Raw genomic sequence first — 19,403 nt, forward strand, 5'->3', positions numbered from 1 at the left:
TTGAATCAGTTCCTTATCTCGCGCCTCAGCGGCGACGGGCCTTCTTGTCGTCCTTCACGTGCCCCTTGAAGGTGCGCGTGGGGGCGAACTCGCCCAGCTTGTGGCCAATCATCGACTCGGTGACGAACACCGGGACGTGCTTGCGGCCGTCGTGCACGGCGATCGTGTGCCCGAGCATGTCGGGGATGATCATCGAGCGTCGCGACCAGGTCTTGATGACGTTCTTGGTGCCCTTTTCGTTCTGAGCGTCCACCTTCTTGATCAGGTGGTCGTCAACGAAGGGGCCCTTCTTCAGGCTGCGTGGCATTTCTTTCAGGCTCCCTTATCAGCGCTTCTTGCCGGTCTTGCGACGACGGACGATCAGGCGGTTGCTCGCCTTGTTCTTGTCGCGGGTGCGGCCCTCGGGCTTGCCCCACGGAGACACCGGGTGACGACCACCGGAGGTGCGACCCTCGCCACCACCGTGCGGGTGGTCGACGGGGTTCATCACGACGCCACGGACGGTCGGGCGGATGCCCTTCCAGCGGTTACGTCCGGCCTTGCCCCAGTTGATGTTCGACTGCTCGGCGTTGCCGACCGTGCCGATCGTGGCGCGGCAGCGCACGTCGACCATGCGCATCTCGCCCGAGGGCATGCGCAGGGTGGCGTACTTGCCCTCGCGGGCGACGAGCTGGATCGCGGCGCCGGCGGAGCGGCCGAGCTTGGCGCCACCGCCGGGGCGGAGCTCCACGGCGTGCACCGTGGTGCCGACCGGGATGTTGCGCAGCTCGAGGTTGTTGCCCGGCTTGATGTCCGAGCCCTCACCTGCGGAGACCACGGTGCCCTGCGTCAGGCCGTTCGGCGCGATGATGTAGCGCTTCTCGCCGTCGGCGTAGTGCAGCAGGGCGATGCGGGCGGTGCGGTTGGGGTCGTACTCGATGTGAGCGACCTTGGCCGGGACGCCGTCCTTGTCGTACCGCTTGAAGTCGATGATGCGGTACGCCTGCTTGTGGCCACCGCCGATGTGGCGGGTGGTGATGCGGCCGGTGTTGTTGCGACCACCGGTCTTGGTCTTCGGGGCGAGCAGCGACTTCTCCGGCGTGGAGCGAGTCAGCTCGACGAAATCGGACACGCTGGAGCCACGACGGCCCGGCGTAGTCGGCTTGTACTTACGGATACCCATGTCAGTTCCCTTGTCTCAGCAGCCGCCGGGTCAGGCGCCCGCGCCGCCGAAGATGTCGATGCTCTGGCCCTCGGCAAGGGTGACGATCGCACGCTTGGTGGCGACGGTCTTGCCGTAGCCGTACTTGGTGCGACGACGCTTCCCCTGGCGGTTGAGGGTGTTCACGGAGGTGACCTTGACGTTGAAGATGGCCTCGATGGCGATCTTGATCTCGGTCTTGTTGGCGTCGGGGGAGACGACGAAGGTGTACTTGCCGTCGTCGAGAAGGTTGTAGCTCTTCTCGCTCACCACGGGACGCAGGATGACGTCGCGGTGATCGCGGATCTTCAGCGCAGTCGTCACTTGTCCTTCTCCTCAGAGTTGTTGGTCACACCGGCGATGAAGCCCGCGGCCTCGGCGGCCTCGGCGCTGTTGAACCAGACCTCGGCCTTGGTGCGGCCGTAGTACGGGGACTCGGGGGTGTGGTACTTGCCGGACTGGTTGCCCTTGATGTCGTAGCCGGCCGGCGGGTTGTCGCCGCGGTACGAACCGTCGGCGACCTCGGCCTCGGCGACAGCCTCGGACTCGGTGGCGACGGCCTTGAAGGACTTGCCCGACGCGGGGCCGGCCACGAAGGCGGCGAGAGCGGCGGACGTGAACACGATCTTGTCGTTGGCCAGCACGTCGTACGTGTTGAGCTGGTCGACGGCCAGGGCGTGCACCGTGGGGACGTTGCGGAGGCTCAGCCAGGCGACATCCTCGAAGCGGTCGAGGACGACGAGCACCTTGCTGATGTCCGTCGCGACGTTCGTCAGCGCGGCGATCGCGGCCTTGGTCGAGGGCTTCTCGCCGGAGACGAGCTCCGAGACGACGAAGATCTGACCGTCGCGGGCCCGGTCGGACAGCGCGCCACGCAGAGCGGCGGCGACCATCTTCTTGGGGGTGCGCTGCGAGTAGTCACGCGGCGTCGGGCCGTGGACGATGCCACCGCCGGTCCAGATGGGGGAACGACGCGAGCCGTGACGGGCGCGGCCGGTGCCCTTCTGGCGCCAGGGCTTGATGCCACCGCCGCGGACCTCGCCGCGGGTCTTGGTGTCGTGGGTGCCCTGGCGGGCAGCCGCCAGCTGGGCCACGACGACCTGGTGGATCAGCGGGATGTTGGTCTGCGCGTCGAACAGAGCCGCGGGCAGGTCGGCCGAGCCGGCCTTCTTGCCCGAGGCGTCGATCACGTCAACAGTGAGATCGCTCATGCTGCGTCACCCTTCTTAGCTGCGCTGCGGACGACGACGAGGGAGCCGTTGTTGCCGGGGATTGCGCCACGGACGAGCAGCAGGCCGCGCTCGGCGTCGACAGCGTGAATCTTCAGGTTCTGGATGGTGACCTTGTCATTGCCCATGCGACCCGCCATGCGAAGGCCCTTGAAGACCCTGCCGGGGGTGGCGCAGCCACCGATGGAGCCGGGCGAGCGGTGCTTGCGGTGCACACCGTGCGAAGAGCTGAGGCCCTTGAAGCCGTGGCGCTTCATGACACCGGCGGTGCCCTTGCCCTTGGTCGTACCGGTCACGTCGACGGTCTCGCCGTCGGCGAAGACCTCTGCGGTCAGTTCCTGGCCGAGCGTGAACTCGGAGGCGTCAGCCGTGCGCAGCTCGACGAGGTGCTTGCGCGGGGTGACGTCGGCCTTGGCGAAGTGGCCGGCGGCCGGCTTCGTGACGGCCTTGGCCTTGATCGCGCCGAAGCCGAGCTGGACAGCGTTGTAGCCGTCGGTCTCGGGGGTGCGGACCTGCGTGACGACACACGGGCCGGCCTGGATCACGGTAACGGGTACGACCTTGTTGTTGTCGTCCCACAGCTGGGTCATGCCGAGCTTGGTGCCCAGGATGCCCTTCACGATTCGTTCACTCATTTCAACAGACCTCACGGAAGCTTGATCTCGATGTCGACGCCCGCAGGCAGGTCAAGACGCATCAGCGAATCGACCGTCTTGGGGGTCGGATCGAGGATGTCGATCAGACGCTTGTGCGTGCGCATCTCGAAGTGCTCACGGCTGTCCTTGTACTTGTGAGGCGAACGGATGACGCAGAACACGTTCTTCTCCGTCGGCAGCGGCACCGGGCCGGCCACCTTGGCGCCCGTGCGGGTCACGGTGTCGACGATCTTGCGCGCCGAGCTGTCGATGACCTCGTGGTCATACGCCCGCAGCCTGATGCGGATCTTTTGTCCAGCCACAGTCGTTCCTTCTTCTCGTCCCTTTGGAAATTTCAAGTTCCTTCGGGGTAAAACCCCTTGTCACCCCCACCCCCGAACTCGGGAGTGTCGCAGCCTGGCCACTCACAGCGCCGGGGCGCCGAAAGACCTGGCTCGCGGGGTCCGACGCGTTTCCACATCGCGGTCCCTCGCGGAGCAACTTGTACATTCTGTCATGATCGGGCGCCGTCGCCAAATCGGGGTGCCCACAGGGGGCTTCGACACGCGCGGCGGCGTGTGCGGGGGTGCCGGGCTCAGTAGACGGTCAGCCCGCGGGAGCGGAAGGTGGCGCGCGCGGCCTCGACGGACTCCGCGGTCGGCGGCTGCGTGTCGGCGAGCCGGTACTCCATGCCGAGCGAGGCCCACTTGTCGCGGCCCATCTGGTGGAAGGGCAGGATCTCGACGCGCGTCACCTGGCTCATCGAGGCGGCGTGGTCGGCGACCCGCGCGATGTTGGCCGGGTCGTCGGTGAGCCCGGGGACCAGCACGAAGCGCACCCAGGTCTCGATGCCGAGGCGCTCCAGGCGGCGGCCGAATTCCAGGGTCGGGGCCAGCTGGCGGCCCGTGACGCGCTCATAGGTCTCCTCGTCGCCCGACTTGAGATCGAGCAGGACGAGGTCGACGTCGGCGAGCAGCTCGTCGCCGGCCGCGGCGCCGAGGAAGCCGGACGTGTCGATCGCCGTGTGGATGGCGAGGTCCTTCGCGCCGCGCAGGATGCGCGCGGCGAAGGCGGGCTGCTGCAGGATCTCCCCGCCCGAGAGCGTGATGCCTCCGCCTGTCGCGCGGAACACGCCGCGGTAGCGCCGGATCCGGGCGAGCAGGTCGTCGGCGCGGACGGGGAGGCCCCGGGCGCCGGACATGGTGTCGGGGTTGTGGCAGTACAGGCAGCGCAGCGGGCAGCCGGCCACGAACGTGGTCATGCGGGTACCGGGGCCGTCGACGGCCGTCACCAACTCCCAGGAGTGGACCGAACCGATCTCGCCGGCGCGCATCGCGGCGAACAGGTCACCCCGCCCGAGGTCCGTCACGACCGGGACCCCGCCCAGCGACGTGACGGACGGCGCGGACGCCACCGGGTCGAGCCCGATGGCGTCCACCAGGAGGTCCGTCACTCAGATCGCCTCGTGGAAGGTCCGCGAGAGGACGTCGAGCTGCTGCTCGCGGGTGAGCTTGACGAAGTTCACGGCGTAGCCGGAGACGCGGATCGTCAGCTGCGGGTAGTTCTCCGGGTTCTCCATGGCGTCGAGCAGCGTCTCGCGGTTGAGGACGTTGATGTTGGCGTGGTAGAGCCCCTCCCCCATGCCCGCGTCGAGGATGCCGACGAGGTTGGTGACCCGCTCCTCGTGCGTGCGGCCCAGTGCCGGCGGCGTGATGGTGTTGGTCAGCGAGATACCGTCGAGCGCGTCCTCGTAGGACAGCTTGCCGACGCTCATCATGGAGGCGACCATGCCGTGTGTGTCGGCGCCGTTCTCCGGGTTGGCGCCCGGCGCGAAGGGCGTGCCGGCCTCGTGGCCGCAGGGGAACGCGCCGGTGGCCTTGCCGTAGACCACGTTCGACGTGATCGTCAGCACGGACTGCGTCGGGACGGCATTGCGGTACATCTTGATGGCGCGGATCTTGTCCATCACGGTCTTGACGACCAGCTGGGCGATCTCGTCGGCGCGGTCGTCGTCGTTGCCGTACTTCGGGAACTCGCCCTCGGTGATGTAGTCGATGACCAGGCCGGAGTCGTCCCGCACGGGCGTGACGGTCGCGTAGCGGATCGCGGCGAGCGAGTCGGCCACGATCGACAGGCCGGCGATGCCGCAGCCCATCGTGCGGACGATCTCGTCGTCGTGCAGCGCCATCTCCATCGCCTCGTAGGCGTACTTGTCGTGGCTGTAGTGGATGATGTTCAGGGCCTCGACGTAGGTGCGCACGACCCAGTCGAGCATCTTGTCGTACTTGGCCCAGACGGTGTCGAAGTCGAGGGGGGCGTCTCCGTCGACGGGCGCGAAGCCCTCGACGATCTGCTTGCCGCTGACCTCGTCGCGGCCGCCGTTGATGGCGTACAGGAGGGTCTTGGCCGCGTTGACGCGGGCGCCGAAGAACTGCATCTGCTTGCCGATCGCCATCGGGGAGACGCAGCAGGCGATGGCGGTGTCGTCGCCCCAGTGGGAGCGGATCGACGAGTCGGACTCGTACTGGATCGCGGAGGTCTCGATCGAGATCTCGGCACAGAAGTCCTTGTACCCGGCAGGCAGCGCGTCATCCCAGTAGATGGTGATGTTCGGCTCGGGCGCGGGGCCGAGGTTCCGCAGCGTCTGCAGCAGCCGGAACGACGACTTGGTCACCAGCGTGCGGCCGTCGTTGGCGAACCCGCCGTCGGACCAGGTCGCCCAGTACGGGTCACCAGAGAAGATGTTGTCGTAGTCGATCGTGCGGAGGAAGCGGACGATGCGCAGCTTGGTCACCAGCGCATCCATGGCCTCCTGGACCTCGGACTCGGTGATCAGGCCGGCGGCCAGGTCACGCTCGGCGTAGACGTCGAAGAAGCCCGAAAGGCGGCCGATGCTCATGGCGGCGCCGTCCTGGCTCTTCACGGACGCCAGGTACGCGAAGTACGTCCACTGGACGGCCTCGATGTAGTTGGCGGCCGGGCGCGACAGGTCGAAGCCGTAGCTGGCGCCGAGGTTCTTCAGCTTCTCGAGGGCCTTGATCTGCTCGGAGTGCTCCTCGCGGTAGCGCGCCCAATCCTCGGTGAAGTCCACCTGGTCGGTCACGCGACGCTTGTCGTTGCGCTTGGCCAGGATCAGCGCGTCGACGCCGTAGAGGGCGACGCGGCGGTAGTCGCCGATGATGCGGCCGCGACCGTAGGCGTCGGGAAGGCCGGTGATGATGTGGGAGCTGCGCGCGGCGCGGATCCGCGGCGTGTAGATGTCGAAGACGGCCTCGTTGTGCGTCTTGCGGTAGCGGGTGAAGATCTCCTTGATCCGCTCGTCGGGCTCCAGGCCCGCCTCGCGGATGGCGGTCTCGACCATGCGCCAGCCGCCGGCGGGCATCATCGGCCGCTTCAGCGGGACGTCGGTCTGCAGGCCGACGATGACGTCGTCGTCCGTGCTGATGTAGCCGGCGGGGAACGCGTCGACGTCCGCCGGGATGTGGGTCTCGACGTCGTAGACGCGCTTGGCGCGCTCGACGCTCAGGTAGTCACGCTGGAGGGTGTCCCACACCTGGAGCGTCTTGCGGGTGGGGCCGGCCAGGAAGCTGGAGTCGCCGACGTACGGCGTGTAGTTCGTCAGGATGAAGTCGCGCACGTCGATGGCGGTGCGCCAGTTGCCGTCGGTGAAACCCTCCCACGGGTCTTCGCGATGTAGGTCCTTGCTAGCGGTGGCCGTGGCCGACATTTTGCTCCTGGTGTGACAGACGAAACTCGCCGCCTACTGTGGCGAGCAGTGCGTGTCAATACTACGCCCGATAGTAATTTTCCCAGAATCGAAGGAGGGTCCCGGTCACTGCGTTCACCGACAGCGTCAGCCCGGGGCGGCGCAGGCACTCTCGCGCGTGCGCGCCCGCGCGGGCGCGCACGCCGGTAATGTCGCGCCCATGAGTGAGCTGGCGGAGGTGACTGCGTTCCTCGGCGGGCGCGAGCCGTGGTCCGCGCTCCCCCGGGGTCAGTTGGCCGCGCTCGCCCGGCGCGCCGAAGCCGTCTACTTCCCCCGAGGAAGCACCGTGCTCTCCGCCGGCGATCACCCGTCGAGCATGTTCGTGATCCGCTCCGGGGCGGTCGAGGTGCGCGACGTGAGCGACCAGCTCGCCACGATCGAGGAGGAGGGGGGGTGCTTCGGGCAGTCGTCCATCGTCGAGCGACGCCCGTCGCGGTTCAGCTTCAGGACCGTCGAGGACACGCTGCTGTGGCGCTTCGATGCCGGCGTCGTCGATGAGCTCGTCGCGCTGCCGAAGGTCAGCCGCTACTTCACCGCCTCGAGACTTGGCGACGCGACGCAGCAGGGAGCGCCGGAGGGCGGCCCGGTGCTGCAGGTACGGGTCGAGGACATGCTCACCCGCGGCGCGGTGTCGATCCGCTCCGATGCCACCGTGCGCGACGCCGCCCGGCTGATGGATGAGCAACGCATCTCCTCGATCGTCGTGACCCGCGACGACCGCCTGGTCGGCATCCTCACCGACCGCGACCTGCGCCGCGTCGTCGCCAGGCAGATTCCCGGGGAGACCCCGTTGCGGGAGGTGATGACGCTCTCCCCCGTCACGGTCAGCCCGGACGCGCTCGCCCTCGACGTGCTCCTCACGCTCGTCGAGAACCGCATCCACCACCTGCCCGTGGTGCGCGGCGATCAGCTCCTCGGCATGGTCACCTCCGGCGACCTGATGCGGTTGGAGCGCTCCAGCCCCTTGTACCTCGTGGGTGACCTCGCCCGCCAGGGCGACGTCGAGGGGCTGGCGGCTGTGATGCGCCGCGTGCCCGGCCTGGTCACGCGCCTGCTGCGCCAGGACGCGACCGCGGAGGACATCGGCCGCATCGTGAGCCGGACGACCGAGGCACTGTGGCAGCGCCTGGGGGCGCTGGCCGAGGAGCGCTTCGGGCCACCCCCCGTCGCGTACTGCTGGGTCGCGCTGGGCTCCCTGGCCCGTCAGGAGCAGGCCCTCGGCTCCGACCAGGACCACGCGTTCATCCTCAGCGACGAGGCGCTCCCCGAGCACGACGACTACTTCGCATCCGTGGCCGGGTTCCTGACCGACGCCCTGGTTGAGTGCGGCTTCCCCCGCTGCCAGGGTGACGTGATGGCCACGAACCCACGCTGGCGGCAGCCCGTCTCGGGCTGGTGGCACACCTTCTCGGCCTGGCTGGCCTCCCCCACCGCCGACGCAGTGCTCGGGTCATCGATCTTCTTCGACATGCGACCGGTCTTCGGCGACGGCAACCTGGCGGCCGGTCTGCAGCGCCGGATCCTGGCCGCCGCCCCCGGCGCCTCCCGCTTCCTCGGGCACCTCGCCTCGCACGCGAACGACATCGAGGTGCCGCTCGGATTCCTGCGCGGCCTTGTCGTCGAGCGGCAGGGCAGCCATCGGGACCAGCTCGACATCAAGAAGGGCGGGCTGACGCCGATCGTCGACGTCGCCCGGCTGTACGCCCTGCGCTGGGGCCTGCCGCAGGTCGGCACCCGCCCGCGGCTCGCGGCCGCCGCGCTGCACGGCGTCCACGTCGACAACCTGCTCGACGCGCATGAGTACCTGGGCTACACGCGCCTCCAGCATCAGGGGCGGCAGGTGGGCCGCGACGAGGAGCCCGACAATCACCTCGCGCCGTCGGAGCTCACCGAGTTCGAGCGCCGCTCGCTACGCGACGCCTTCTGGTACGTCTCGCAGGCGCAGAAGGCCCTGACCGTGACGTTCCAGACCCAGTTCATCGGCTGACGCATGGCCTGGTTCCGACGTGGCAATGCCGTCCTGGCCCCTCGCGTTCCTTACGGGCCGCTGCGGCGGTTCCTGCTCTCGACCCCGCCCGGGCGCGACACCCCGCTGGAGGAGTTGCGTCTGCTGGCGATCGACCTCGAGACCACCGGGCTGTCGCCGGCCAGCGACCACATCCTCTCGGTCGGCATGGTGGACGTCGACGGGCTGTGCATCCCGCTCGGCACCGCCACCAACGTCCTGGTCAACCCGGGCACCGGCGTCGGCCAGTCCGCCGTGATCCACGGCCTGACCGACGACGAGCTGCTCGCCGACGGGATCCCTCCCGCGGCGGCACTCGACCTCGTCTTCGAGCGCCTCGTCGGTCGGGTGCTGCTGGCCCACCACGCCGGCGTGGAGGTCGGCTTCCTGACCGCCGCGGTGCGCTCCCTCCACGGGATCACGATCGGCATTCCCGCGGTCGACACGATGGTGCTGGGGCACCGGGCGCTCGGCATCGGCGAGGACCACCCGGCCGACGCGCTGCGCCTGTGGCGGCTGCGGCGTCGCAGCGGCCTGCCGACCTACAAGGGGCACGACGCGGTCGTGGACGCCCTGGCGTGCGCGGAGTTGTACCTCGCCCTGGCCCAGGAGCTGGGGCTGCGCCGGTTCGCTCAGGTCCGCGCCTGAGGCCCCAGGTCGCCGAGCAGCATGACGGTCTCGTCCCAGCCGGGCGCGAGCCACTCCAGCAGCTGCGGCAGCTCCACGGGGAACACCTCGACGTCGATCGCCGCGAACTCGTCGGCCGTGAACCAGTGCAGGGAGTCGACGAAGTGGCGCTCGACCTCGGTCCACCCGTCGGTTGCCAGAGCCTCGTCGGACAGGTCGCCGTCGAGTCGCCCGACGAAGAACTCCTCGGCCTGGCGGACCGGACGGGCGAAGAAGTCGAAGACAGAGCTGCGGGCCGCAACCGGGCCCGTCAGAGCGCCTGGGTCGAGCACCAGCCCCGTCTCCTCGAGCACCTCCCGCACGGCCGCCTCCCGTGCCGTCTCGCCCGGGTCGATGCCTCCGCCGACCGTGAACCACCAGGTGCGCTCCGGCTGCTGGGCGTCGTGGGCCTGCACCAGCAGGAGGCGACCGGCGCCGTCGAAGAGCAGCACCCGGGCGGCGCGGCGGAACGGGAGCCCGTCGTCGCCGATCCTCCAGCCCTCCCCCGGCAGCGGTCCGTCGTCAGTCACGGGCCCCACCCTACGGCCAGGGTCGCCCCGGGTCGCGGAGTTGAGGCACTGGACCTAGACTCGGCGGTGACAACCGACGGAGGGCAACGATGGCCGACGACAACCTCACCCGCATCATCCAGGAGACGGTCCCGGGCCGTCAGATCACGCTGGCGCACATCATCGCGCGGCCGCGGCCGATCATCTACAAGAAGCTCGGCCTGAACCCGGGGATCGACTACTCGCAGTCCGCGATCGGCGTGCTGACGATGACGCCGGCCGAGATGGCGATCATCGGCTCGGACCTGGCGACCAAGGCCTCCGACATCGAACTCGGGTTCCTCGACCGCTTCTCGGGCACCCTGATCTTCACCGGGACGCTGTCGAATGTGGAGCAGGCGATCAGGGAGATCCTCAACTACGCCGAGCACACGCTGCGTTTCACGGTGTGCCCCGTCTCGCGCTCCTGATGCGCAAGATCATGCTGGTCGGCCGCGTCGGGAGCGGCAAGACCACGCTGACGCAGGTGCTGAGGGGCGAACAGATCAGCTACCACAAGACGCAGTACATCAACCACCACGACGTGGTGATCGACACGCCCGGCGAGTACGCGGAGACCAAGGAACTGGCCCGCGGGCTGGCGCTGTACAGCTATGAGGCCGACGTCATCGGTCTCCTGCTCAGCGCGACGGAGCCCTTCTCGCTGTACCCGCCGAACCTGACCGGGTCGGTGAACCGGGAGGTCATCGGCATCGTGACCCGCATCGACGACCCCGAGGGTGACGCGGACCAGGCCGAGCGGTGGCTCGAGCTGACCGGCGTCGAGCACATCTTCCGGGTCTCCGCCGTCACCGGCGAGGGCGTCGAGGAGCTGCTCGCGCACCTCGCCTGAGGCCGGGCGCGACGGCCCGGACGCCGAACCACACCGTTGGGATTTGCCCGCGACGGCGACTAGAGTGGCCGACCGTGTCGTCGTCGGCCCTCGAGCATCTCTCCCCCGCCTTCCCCCAGCGAGCCGCCTGGGGTACGGCGTCGTCGCTGCGCGCCTGGCAGCAGGAGGCCCTCGACATCTACGAGCGCGACGACCCCCGCGACTTCCTGTGCGTCGCGACCCCGGGCGCAGGCAAGACGACGTTCGCGCTGCGCATCGCGCTGAACCTGCTGCGCTCCCGCACGGTGCGTCGGATCGTCGTCGTCGCCCCGACGGAGCACCTGAAGGTGCAGTGGGCCGACGCCGCCGCCCGCGTCGGCATCCAGCTGGACCCCGGCACCGGCGGCTCCTCGCGCCGCGGACGCTCGAAGGAGTACGACGGCTCCGTCGTCACGTACGCGGGCGTCGCGGCCCGCAGCTACGTCTACGAGGCGCTGTGCCACTCCAAGGAACTCCTGGTCATCTTCGACGAGATCCACCACGCGGGTGACTCGAAGAGCTGGGGCGAGGCGATCAGCTACGCCTTCACGCACGCGACCCGGCGCCTGTCGCTGACCGGCACCCCGTTCCGCTCCGACGACAATCCCATCCCGTTCGTCGCGTACGACGAGCTGGCCCCGGGGGTGAAGCAGTCGCGCGCCGACTACACCTATGGCTACTCTGAGGCGCTGGCCGACAGCGTCGTGCGCCCCGTGCTGTTCATGAACTACGGCGGCCCGATGCGCTGGCGCACCAAGTCCGGCGACGAGCTGGCCGCCGAACTCGGCGTGCCGATGACCAAGGACCTCACGGCCGCGGCCTGGCGCACCGCGCTGTCGCCGACGGGAGAGTGGGTCAACGCGGTGCTGCGGGCCGCGGACACGCGGCTGACGGAGGTCCGCCGCCACGTACCCGATGCTGGCGGGCTCGTCATTGCCACCAACCAGACGACCGCGCGGGCCTATGCCCGGCTGCTGGCCGACCTCACGGGCGTCAAGCCGTGCGTGGTGCTCTCGGACGATGCGTTGGCCAGCTCCCGCATCGACGCGTTCTCCGGGTCCGACGAGCGCTGGATGGTCGCCGTCCGCATGGTCTCGGAGGGCGTCGACGTGCCCCGGCTCGCCGTCGGCGTCTACGCGACCGCCACGTCGACCCCGCTGTTCTTCGCGCAGGCCGTCGGCCGCTTCGTGCGCTCGCGCCGCAAGGGGGAGGTCGCCACCGTCTTCCTCCCGACCGTGCCGGTGCTGCTGGCGCACGCCTCGACCATCGAGAAGCAGCGCGACCATGTACTGGGGCGGCCGAAGAACGACGAGGACGGGTTGTGGGCCGAGTCCGAGGCCCTGATGGAGGCGGCCAACTCCTCGGAGTCCGCCTCCGACGACCTGCTCGGCGAGTTCGAGGCCCTCGAGTCGCATGCGACTTTCGACCACGTGCTGTTCGACGCGCAGGCCTTCGGGATGCACGCCGAGCCGACCAGCCAGGACGAGGCCGACTACCTCGGCCTCCCCGGGCTGCTGGACGCCGGCCAGGTCCGCACGCTGCTCGCGGACCGGCAGCGCCGCCAGGTGAAGCGGCACGAGCACGCGGACCGGAAGGTCGAGCCGGAGGTCGCGCTGCACCGGGCGATCGCGACGAAGCGCAAGGAGCTCAACTCGCTGGTCAGCCAGTACGCCAATCTGAAGGGCGTCCCGCACAGCCACGTGCACGCGGACCTGAGGCGCGAGTGCGGCGGCCCGAAGCTGGCGCAGGCCTCGTCGGCGGAGGTCGACGAGCGGATCACGGCGATCCGAGGCTGGCTGCGGGGCTGATCCCCCGGCTCGCCCGGCCGGTAGGGTCGAGGTCATGAGCGATCAGCAGGAGCACAGCACCGGCGGCGTCTACACGGTCAAGGGCCGGGAGTTCAGCCGCGACTCCCGCTACATCACCACCCGCATCGTCGCGGAGCCGCGCCCCGGCACTGACGACTACCCCGTCGAGCCCGGCCGCTACCGCCTCATCGCCGCCTTCGCGTGCCCCTGGGCCAACCGCGCCATCATCGTGCGTGACCTCCTCGGCCTGCAGGACGTCATCTCGATGGGCAACCCCGGCCCCACGCACGACGCGGATTCCTGGACCTTCGACCTCGACCCCGGCGGCGTCGACCCGGTGCTCGGCATCCACCGGCTCAAGGACGCCTATGAGAGGCGCTTCCCCGGCTACCCCCGCGGCATCACGGTCCCCGCGATCGTGGACGAGCGCACCGGAGAGGTGGTCACCAACAACTTCCCGCAGATCACCGAGGACCTGTTCTTCGAGTGGAAGCCGTTCCACCGGGCCGACGCCCCGGACCTGTGGCCGGCGGACGTCCGCGACGAGATGGAGGAGGTGATGCACCGCGTCTACACCGAGGTCAACAACGGCGTCTACCGGTGCGGCTTCGCCGGCTCGCAGGAGGCCTACGACGCGGCCTACGACCGCCTGTTCGCGGCGTTGGACTGGCTGGAGGACCGGCTCGCGACCCGCCGGTTCCTGATGGGTGACGCGATCACGGAGGCCGACGTCCGCCTCTTCACCACGTTGGTCCGCTTCGATCCCGTCTACCACGACCACTTCAAGTGCAACCGCCAGAAGCTGAGCGAGATGCCGAACCTGTGGGGCTATGCGAGGGACCTGTTCCAGATGCCCGGCTTCGGCGAGAACGTCCGCTTCGACCAGATCAAGCAGCACTACTACATCGTGCACCGCGACATCAATCCTCTGGGCATAGTGCCGAAGGGCCCGGATCTGGCCACCTGGCTAAGCGACCCGGGACGCGTCTGACAGGCACCAGTTCCTGTGGCCCGCCGGTTCCCGACGGCGTGTCGCACTACAGTTGCTGCCATGCCACGCCGCCAGTACGAAGTCCTGCCCGGCAGCCATGGATCCCGCGTGCGTGTCCAGGCCCGGGGCCAGGACGTCCTCCACGATCCCCGCATCAACCGGGGCACCGCCTTCACGCACGAGGAGCGGTCCGCCCTCGGCCTCGAGGGCATGCTGCCCGTCAGCATCACCCCCCTGGAGGCCCAGGAGGCGCGGGCGCTGAGCCGGGTCAGGGGCGCCCGGACGATGCTCGACAAGTTCGCCTACCTCCAGGCGCTGCGGGAACGCAACACCGTGCTGTTCTACCGGCTGCTCACCGACCACATCGAGGAGATCATGCCGATCGTCTACACGCCGACGATCGGCGAGGCGATCAAGGAGTTCAGCCTCTGGTATCAGCACATGGCAGGCGTGTTCCTGTCGATCGACCAGGTGGACCGCGTCGAGGAGTGCCTGCGCAACACGGGGCTGACCGACGGCGATGTCGACATCCTGATCGTGACGGACTCCGAGGGCATCCTCGGCATCGGCGACCAGGGCGTCGGCGGCATCCAGATCTGCAACGGCAAGAAGTCGCTGTACACCGCCGCGGGGGGTGTGGACCCCGACCGCATGCTGGCCGTCGTGCTCGACGTCGGCACGGACAACCTCGCGCTGCTCAACGACGACCTCTACATGGGGCTGAAGAAGGCCCGCGTGCGCGACGAGCGCTACGACGAGTTCGTCGCGGCCTTCGTCGCCGCCGCCGGCCGCGTGTTCCCCGGAGCCATGATCCACTGGGAGGACTTCGGCGCCAACAACGCGCACCGCCTCCTGCACACCTACCGCGACGAGATCTGCTCCTTCAACGACGACATCCAGGGCACCGCGGCCGTCGTCGCCAGCGCCGTGCTGGCCGGCGTGAAGGCCAAGCATGAGCGGCTGTCCGAGCAGCGCTTCGTGATCCACGGCGCCGGCACCGCGGGCATCGGCATCGCCGACCTGCTCGTCGACCTGATGGTCAAGGAGGGCGTGACCCGTGAGGAGGCCCGCACGCGCTTCTGGATGACGAGCAGCCGCGGGCTGGTCACCGACGACGCGACGCTCAGGTTCCGCGACTTCCAGCGGCCGTGGGCCCGCGGCGTCGGCGAGCTGCGCGACTGGGAGCTCGACCAGGTAGGCCGCTACATGCTGGCCGACATCGTCCGCAACACGCACCCGACCGTCCTGATCGGCACCTCCGGGCAGCCGGGCTCGTTCTCGGAGGCGATCGTCCGGGACATGGCCGGGTACGTCGAGCGGCCGATCATCATGCCCCTGTCGAACCCGACGGCGCTCGCGGAGGCCACCCCCGCGGAGCTGCTGGGCTGGACCGATGGTCGGGCGATGATCGCGACCGGTTCGCCGTTCCCCGCGGTGACGCTGGGTGACGTGACGTATTCGATCGCGCAGGCCAACAACGCCCTGGTGTTTCCCGGCATCGGGCTCGGCGTCGCCGTCTGCAAGGCGACGAGGGTCACCGACGCGATGATCGCCGCCTCGGCCGAGGCCGTGGCCTCGTTGGCCCAGGTGCGCTCCCCCTCCGACCCGCTGCTGCCCAGAATCAACGACCTGCGGCACGTGTCCGCGGCCGTCGCGATCGCCGTCGCGCGGGTCGCGGCCGACGAATCCATCGCGTCCGCGCCGCTCACCGAGCCCGTGCAACAGGTCTTCGACGAGATGTGGCAGCCCGTCTACCCGGAGCTGATCCTCAGCTGAGGCTGGAGCGCAGCGCCCGCAGCCGGGCCAGCGAGGACTCCCTGCCCAGGATCTCCATGGATTCGAAAAGCGGCGGGGAGACCTTGCGGCCGGAGATGGCCACGCGGATCGGCGCGAACGCGAACTTCGGCTTGATCCCCATGCCGTCGACGATGCGCTCGCGCAGCCCGGCCTGGATGGCGGCGGCGTCGAACGGCACGTGATCGGCGACGCTGATGGCGGCCTCCAGCACGTCTGCGGCGCTCTCGTTCAGGCCGGCCACCGCGTCCTCCTCGACGACCAGCTCGGCGTCGGCCGCGAAGAGGAAGTCGAGCTGGGGCAGCGCGTCCTTCAGCAGGACGAGGCGCTCCTGGATGATCGGGACGGCCGCGCGGAGGATCTCGAGCTGGCGGTGGGTCGGCTCGCTCCACTGACCGGTCTCGGAGGCGAAGGCGGCGATGGTGTCGGCGAGCTCGTCGGCGCTCAGCTGGCGCAGGTAGTGGCCGTTGAGCCAGTCGAGCTTCTTCAGGTCGAAGATCGGGCCCGTGGTGTTGACCTTGTCCCAGGAGAAGCGCTCCACGAACTCCTCGAACGTCGAGACCTCGTGCTCCTCGTCGCCGGCGTAGCCGAGCAGCTGCAGGAAGTTGCGCACGGCCTCGGGCAGGTAGCCCGCCTCCTTGAACCACATGAGCCGCGCGGCGGGGTTCTTGCGCTTGGAGATCTTGGACTTGTCGGTGTTGCGCAGCAGCGGCATGTGTGCGAAGGCCGGCTGCTCCCAGCCGAGCCACCGGTAGAGGAGGACGTGTTTGGGCGTGGAGGAGATCCACTCCTCTCCCCGCACGACGGTGTTGATGCCCATCAGGTGGTCGTCGACGACGACCGCCAGGTGGTAGGTCGGGAAGCCGTCGGCCTTGAGGATGACCTGGTCGTCGGGTCGCGGCGCCTTCACCGAGCCGCGGATGACGTCGGTGAACTCGAGCTCGACGTCGTCGGGGATGAGCATGCGCACGACGGGGGTCTCGCTGAAGCCGGGCAGCTGAGCGCGCTCCTCGCGGGTCTTCCCGTAGCAGAGGCGGTCGTAGCCGGTGGTCGACAGCTTGTTCCGCTCCTGCTCGGCGCGCAGCTCCTTGAGCCGCTCGGCGCTGCACCAGCAGTGGTAGGCGTGGCCGTCGGCGATCAGCTGGTCGACGAAGGGCCGGTAGGTGTCCAGCCGCTCTGACTGGCGGTAGGGGGCGTAGGGGCCGCCGACGTGCGGGCCTTCATCCGGGCTGAGGCCGAGCCACTCGAGGGAGTCGTAGATCTGCTGCTCGGAGCCCTCGACGAGGCGGTTCTGATCGGTGTCCTCGATCCGGAGCACGAACTGGCCGCCGGTCCTACGGGCCCAGGCAAGGTCGAACAGCGCCATGAAGGCGGTGCCGACGTGCGGGTCTCCGGTGGGCGAGGGGGCTACTCGGGTGCGCGCGGGAACATCTGCAGTCATAGTGCCCCTGAGTCTAGTGCCGACGGCCCCCTGCCCCGGCTGCGGGACGTCCCTGGGCCTCCCCCGGTCCCCGGCGACAGCGGCTGGGGTGGGCCCGTCGGGAGGGCAGACTGGTCGGGTGACCAGTCGAGAGATCCATGCCGCGCAGCAGGAGGTGGAGCGGGAGCTCCGCGGGCCGCAGCCCGCCCGCCTGACGACGGCGCTCACGCACGTGCTGGAGGACCTCGTGCCGGTGCCGGGCACGAAGCTGCGCGTGGGGATCGACCCGGTGCTCACGCTGGTCCCCTGGGCAGGCACCGCCATCGGCTCGGTCTTCGGGTCCGCCCTCCTGGTCGACGCCGTGCGGCTGCGGATGCCGCTGCCGGTGCTGCTGCGGATGTTCGCCAACTGGCTGATCGACTGGCTGGTCGGCCTGCTGCCCTACGCGGGCCCGCTGCTGGACGCCGCCTGGCGGTCGAACAACCGGAATCTGCGGCTGCTGCGCCGGACGATCGACGACCGCGAACAGGTGCGCCACGCCTCCGTCCTGTACTGGATCAGCGCGGTGGCCATCCTCGTGGGGATGATGCTGCTGATCCTGCTGGTGCCCGTGCTGCTGATCGCGTGGCTGACGAGCCTCGGGTGAGCCAGACGCGGGGCGTCGCTTCCCGGCCGGACCCGATAGCATGACGCCATGACTGCCGCGGACCTGCCTTCGAACTTCATCTACGACGCCGTGTCGGCGGACGTGGAGCAGGGTCAGCGGGGCGGCAGGGTGCAGACGAGGTTCCCACCCGAGCCCAACGGCTTCCTGCACATCGGCCACGCGAAGGCCATCGTCGTCGACTTCGGCGTGGCCGACGACTTCGGGGGGCGCTGCGTCCTGCGCCTCGACGACACCAACCCGGAGACCGAGGAGACGGACTTCGTCGACGGGATCATCAACGACATCGCCTGGCTGGGGTACGAACCCGCCGAGGTGCGCCACGCCTCCGACTACTTCGCGCAGCTGTACCTGTGGGCCGAGGAGCTGATCGGCCGCGGGCTCGCCTACGTCGACGACCAGACCCCGGAGGAGATCTCCCAGGGGCGCGGGGGGTTCGGACGGCCCGGCGTCGAGTCCCCGTTCCGCGACCGCACCCCCGCCGACAACCTCGACCTGTTCCGCCGCATGCGGGCGGGCGAGTTCCCCGACGGGTCGCGGGTGCTGCGCGCGAAGATCGACATGGCGTCGGAGAACATGCAGCTGCGTGACCCGATCATGTACCGCATCCGCCACGCCCACCACCACCGCACGGGCGACGAGTGGCCCATCTACCCCACCTACGACTGGGCGCACGGCCAGTCCGACGCGTTGGAGGGCGTGACGCACTCCATCTGCACGCTGGAGTTCGAGTCACACCGGCCGCTCTACGACTGGTTCCTGCGCCAGCTCGAGGTGCCCGACGCGCCCCGCCAGTACGAGTTCGCCCGCCTGGAGTTCACGCACACCGTCACGTCGAAGCGCCGGCTTGCCAAGCTGGTCGCCGACGGCATCGTCGACGGCTGGGACGACGCCCGGATGCCCACGATCGGCGGTCTGCGCCGCCGTGGCTACCCGGCCTCGGCGATCCGCTCCTTCTGCCGTGAGGTCGGCACCACGCGCACCAACTCGCGCCAGTCCATGGAGGCGCTCGAGTCCTACGTGCGTCGCGAACTCAACGAGACCGCGCAGCGCCGGATGGCTGTGCTGCGGCCCCTGAAGCTGACGATCACCAACTGGCCCGTCGACGAGGCCGGACTGCCCGTCGTCGAGCACTTCGAGGTGACCAACAACCCGGAGCGGCCCGAGGACGGCACCCGGCAGGTGCCCTTCACCGGGCAGCTGTGGATCGAGCAGGACGACTTCCGCGAGGTTCCCCCGCCGAAGTACTTCCGGCTGTCCATCGGCCGCGAGGTGCGGCTGCGCGGCGCGTTCTTCGTGACGGCCACCGACGTCGTGAAGGACACCGAGGGCAACGTCGTGGAGGTGCTCGCCACCTACGACCCGGCCACCCGCGGCGGCGACGCCCCCGACGGCAGGCGCGTGAAGTCGACCATGCACTGGGTCTCGCTCCCCCACGCCGTCGACGCGACGGCCGCGCTGTACGAGCGGCTGTTCAGCGCCGAGGTGCCGGGCGACGCCACCGGGGAGCCCCTCGACGACCTGAACCCGAACTCCCGCGAGCTGCTGACGGGATGCAAGGTCGAGCCGGCCCTGGAGGAGGCCGCGGGCGGCGAGGTCGTGCAGTTCGAGCGGCTCGGCTACTTCGCCGTCGACCCCGACGAGGAGATGTACTTCCACCGCACCGTCGGGCTGCGCGACGAGTGGGCGGCCATCCAGAAGCGCAAGGGCTGACCCCGCCCCGCCGCAGACACACGAGGCGCCCTCCCGGATCACGGGAGGGCGCCTCCATCTGTGCCGCGATGAGCACGACACACTTGTCGTCGCCGAAAAGGCAGTCTTTCGGG

At 69.3% G+C, this 19,403-nt stretch carries 19 protein-coding genes; 9 read left to right on the top strand and 10 right to left on the bottom strand.

Translation table 11 applies throughout. The features are described from left to right. Positions 1 to 25: 25 nt before the first annotated feature. The 8 genes from rpsS to pflB all read right to left on the bottom strand — a co-directional run bounded on the left by rpsS (position 26) and on the right by pflB (position 6,771). Positions 26 to 307: a 30S ribosomal protein S19 gene (gene rpsS, locus KDB89_RS10330; RefSeq protein WP_219080764.1), complete on the bottom strand. Its 282-nt coding sequence runs from the start codon at positions 305 to 307 to the stop codon at positions 26 to 28. A gap of 18 nt (positions 308 to 325) precedes the next feature. After that, complete coding sequence (rplB, locus tag KDB89_RS10335) at positions 326 to 1,162, bottom strand: 50S ribosomal protein L2 (protein ID WP_219080765.1); 837 nt, start codon at positions 1,160 to 1,162, stop codon at positions 326 to 328. 30 nt (positions 1,163 to 1,192) lie between these two features. Further along, the gene (rplW, locus tag KDB89_RS10340; protein ID WP_219080766.1) at positions 1,193 to 1,504 is read right to left on the bottom strand and encodes a 50S ribosomal protein L23; all 312 of its coding nucleotides are present in this window, start codon (positions 1,502 to 1,504) and stop codon (positions 1,193 to 1,195) included. Continuing rightward, positions 1,501 to 2,391, bottom strand: coding sequence for a 50S ribosomal protein L4, sunset domain variant (gene rplD, locus KDB89_RS10345; RefSeq protein WP_219080767.1), 891 nt, complete (start codon positions 2,389 to 2,391; stop codon positions 1,501 to 1,503). The genes rplW and rplD overlap by 4 nt, the downstream gene beginning before the upstream one ends. Continuing rightward, positions 2,388 to 3,044: a 50S ribosomal protein L3 gene (gene rplC, locus KDB89_RS10350; protein ID WP_219080768.1), complete on the bottom strand. Its 657-nt coding sequence runs from the start codon at positions 3,042 to 3,044 to the stop codon at positions 2,388 to 2,390. The genes rplD and rplC overlap by 4 nt, the downstream gene beginning before the upstream one ends. Positions 3,045 to 3,055: 11 nt before the next feature. After that, positions 3,056 to 3,367 (bottom strand): 30S ribosomal protein S10, encoded by a 312-nt coding sequence (gene rpsJ, locus KDB89_RS10355; RefSeq protein ID WP_015071250.1) that lies wholly within the window; start codon positions 3,365 to 3,367, stop codon positions 3,056 to 3,058. A gap of 272 nt (positions 3,368 to 3,639) precedes the next feature. Then, entirely contained in the window at positions 3,640 to 4,497 is an 858-nt protein-coding gene (gene pflA, locus KDB89_RS10360) for a pyruvate formate-lyase-activating protein (protein WP_255555879.1), read from the bottom strand. Beyond that, complete coding sequence (pflB, locus tag KDB89_RS10365; protein WP_219080769.1) at positions 4,498 to 6,771, bottom strand: formate C-acetyltransferase; 2,274 nt, start codon at positions 6,769 to 6,771, stop codon at positions 4,498 to 4,500. Positions 6,772 to 6,970: 199 nt separating this feature from the next. Between pflB and KDB89_RS10370 the strand changes: the two genes are divergently transcribed. After that, entirely contained in the window at positions 6,971 to 8,797 is a 1,827-nt protein-coding gene (locus tag KDB89_RS10370; RefSeq protein WP_219080770.1) for a DUF294 nucleotidyltransferase-like domain-containing protein, read from the top strand. A gap of 3 nt (positions 8,798 to 8,800) precedes the next feature. Continuing rightward, complete coding sequence (locus KDB89_RS10375; protein WP_219080771.1) at positions 8,801 to 9,463, top strand: 3'-5' exonuclease; 663 nt, start codon at positions 8,801 to 8,803, stop codon at positions 9,461 to 9,463. Here the strand turns inward: KDB89_RS10375 and KDB89_RS10380 are convergent. Further along, positions 9,448 to 10,011 carry an NUDIX hydrolase gene (locus KDB89_RS10380; protein ID WP_219080772.1) on the bottom strand — a complete coding sequence of 188 codons (564 nt, stop codon included), beginning with the start codon at positions 10,009 to 10,011 and terminating at the stop codon, positions 9,448 to 9,450. The two genes, KDB89_RS10375 and KDB89_RS10380, sit on opposite strands and share 16 nt — an antisense overlap. An 89-nt stretch (positions 10,012 to 10,100) precedes the next feature. On the opposite strand from KDB89_RS10380, the gene KDB89_RS10385 reads away from it, so the two are divergent. From KDB89_RS10385 to KDB89_RS10405, 5 genes are all read left to right on the top strand, one after another. Further along, positions 10,101 to 10,460, top strand: a complete 360-nt coding sequence (locus KDB89_RS10385) for a BMC domain-containing protein (RefSeq protein WP_219080773.1) — start codon at positions 10,101 to 10,103, stop codon at positions 10,458 to 10,460. Next, a complete protein-coding gene (locus KDB89_RS10390; protein WP_255555880.1) occupies positions 10,439 to 10,882 on the top strand; it encodes a EutP/PduV family microcompartment system protein in 444 nt (147 codons plus the stop codon). The genes KDB89_RS10385 and KDB89_RS10390 overlap by 22 nt, the downstream gene beginning before the upstream one ends. 74 nt (positions 10,883 to 10,956) lie before the next feature. Further along, positions 10,957 to 12,708 carry a DEAD/DEAH box helicase gene (locus KDB89_RS10395; RefSeq protein WP_219080774.1) on the top strand — a complete coding sequence of 584 codons (1,752 nt, stop codon included), beginning with the start codon at positions 10,957 to 10,959 and terminating at the stop codon, positions 12,706 to 12,708. Positions 12,709 to 12,742: 34 nt separating this feature from the next. Continuing rightward, complete coding sequence (locus KDB89_RS10400; RefSeq protein ID WP_219080775.1) at positions 12,743 to 13,699, top strand: glutathione S-transferase family protein; 957 nt, start codon at positions 12,743 to 12,745, stop codon at positions 13,697 to 13,699. A 60-nt stretch (positions 13,700 to 13,759) separates the two neighbouring features. Then, complete coding sequence (locus tag KDB89_RS10405) at positions 13,760 to 15,475, top strand: NAD-dependent malic enzyme (protein ID WP_219080776.1); 1,716 nt, start codon at positions 13,760 to 13,762, stop codon at positions 15,473 to 15,475. Here KDB89_RS10405 and gltX read toward each other — a convergent pair. Beyond that, positions 15,468 to 16,934 (bottom strand): glutamate--tRNA ligase, encoded by a 1,467-nt coding sequence (gene gltX, locus KDB89_RS10410; protein ID WP_219080777.1) that lies wholly within the window; start codon positions 16,932 to 16,934, stop codon positions 15,468 to 15,470. The two genes, KDB89_RS10405 and gltX, sit on opposite strands and share 8 nt — an antisense overlap. A 118-nt stretch (positions 16,935 to 17,052) precedes the next feature. On the opposite strand from gltX, the gene KDB89_RS10415 reads away from it, so the two are divergent. Continuing rightward, the gene (locus KDB89_RS10415) at positions 17,053 to 17,559 is read left to right on the top strand and encodes a DUF4112 domain-containing protein (RefSeq protein WP_219080778.1); all 507 of its coding nucleotides are present in this window, start codon (positions 17,053 to 17,055) and stop codon (positions 17,557 to 17,559) included. Between the two features lie 48 nt (positions 17,560 to 17,607). Further along, positions 17,608 to 19,290 (top strand): glutamine--tRNA ligase/YqeY domain fusion protein, encoded by a 1,683-nt coding sequence (locus tag KDB89_RS10420; protein ID WP_219080779.1) that lies wholly within the window; start codon positions 17,608 to 17,610, stop codon positions 19,288 to 19,290. The last annotated feature ends 113 nt before the right edge of the window (positions 19,291 to 19,403 follow it).

The organism is Tessaracoccus palaemonis, assembly GCF_019316905.1.
Classification (GTDB): Bacteria; Actinomycetota; Actinomycetes; order Propionibacteriales; family Propionibacteriaceae; genus Arachnia; species Arachnia palaemonis.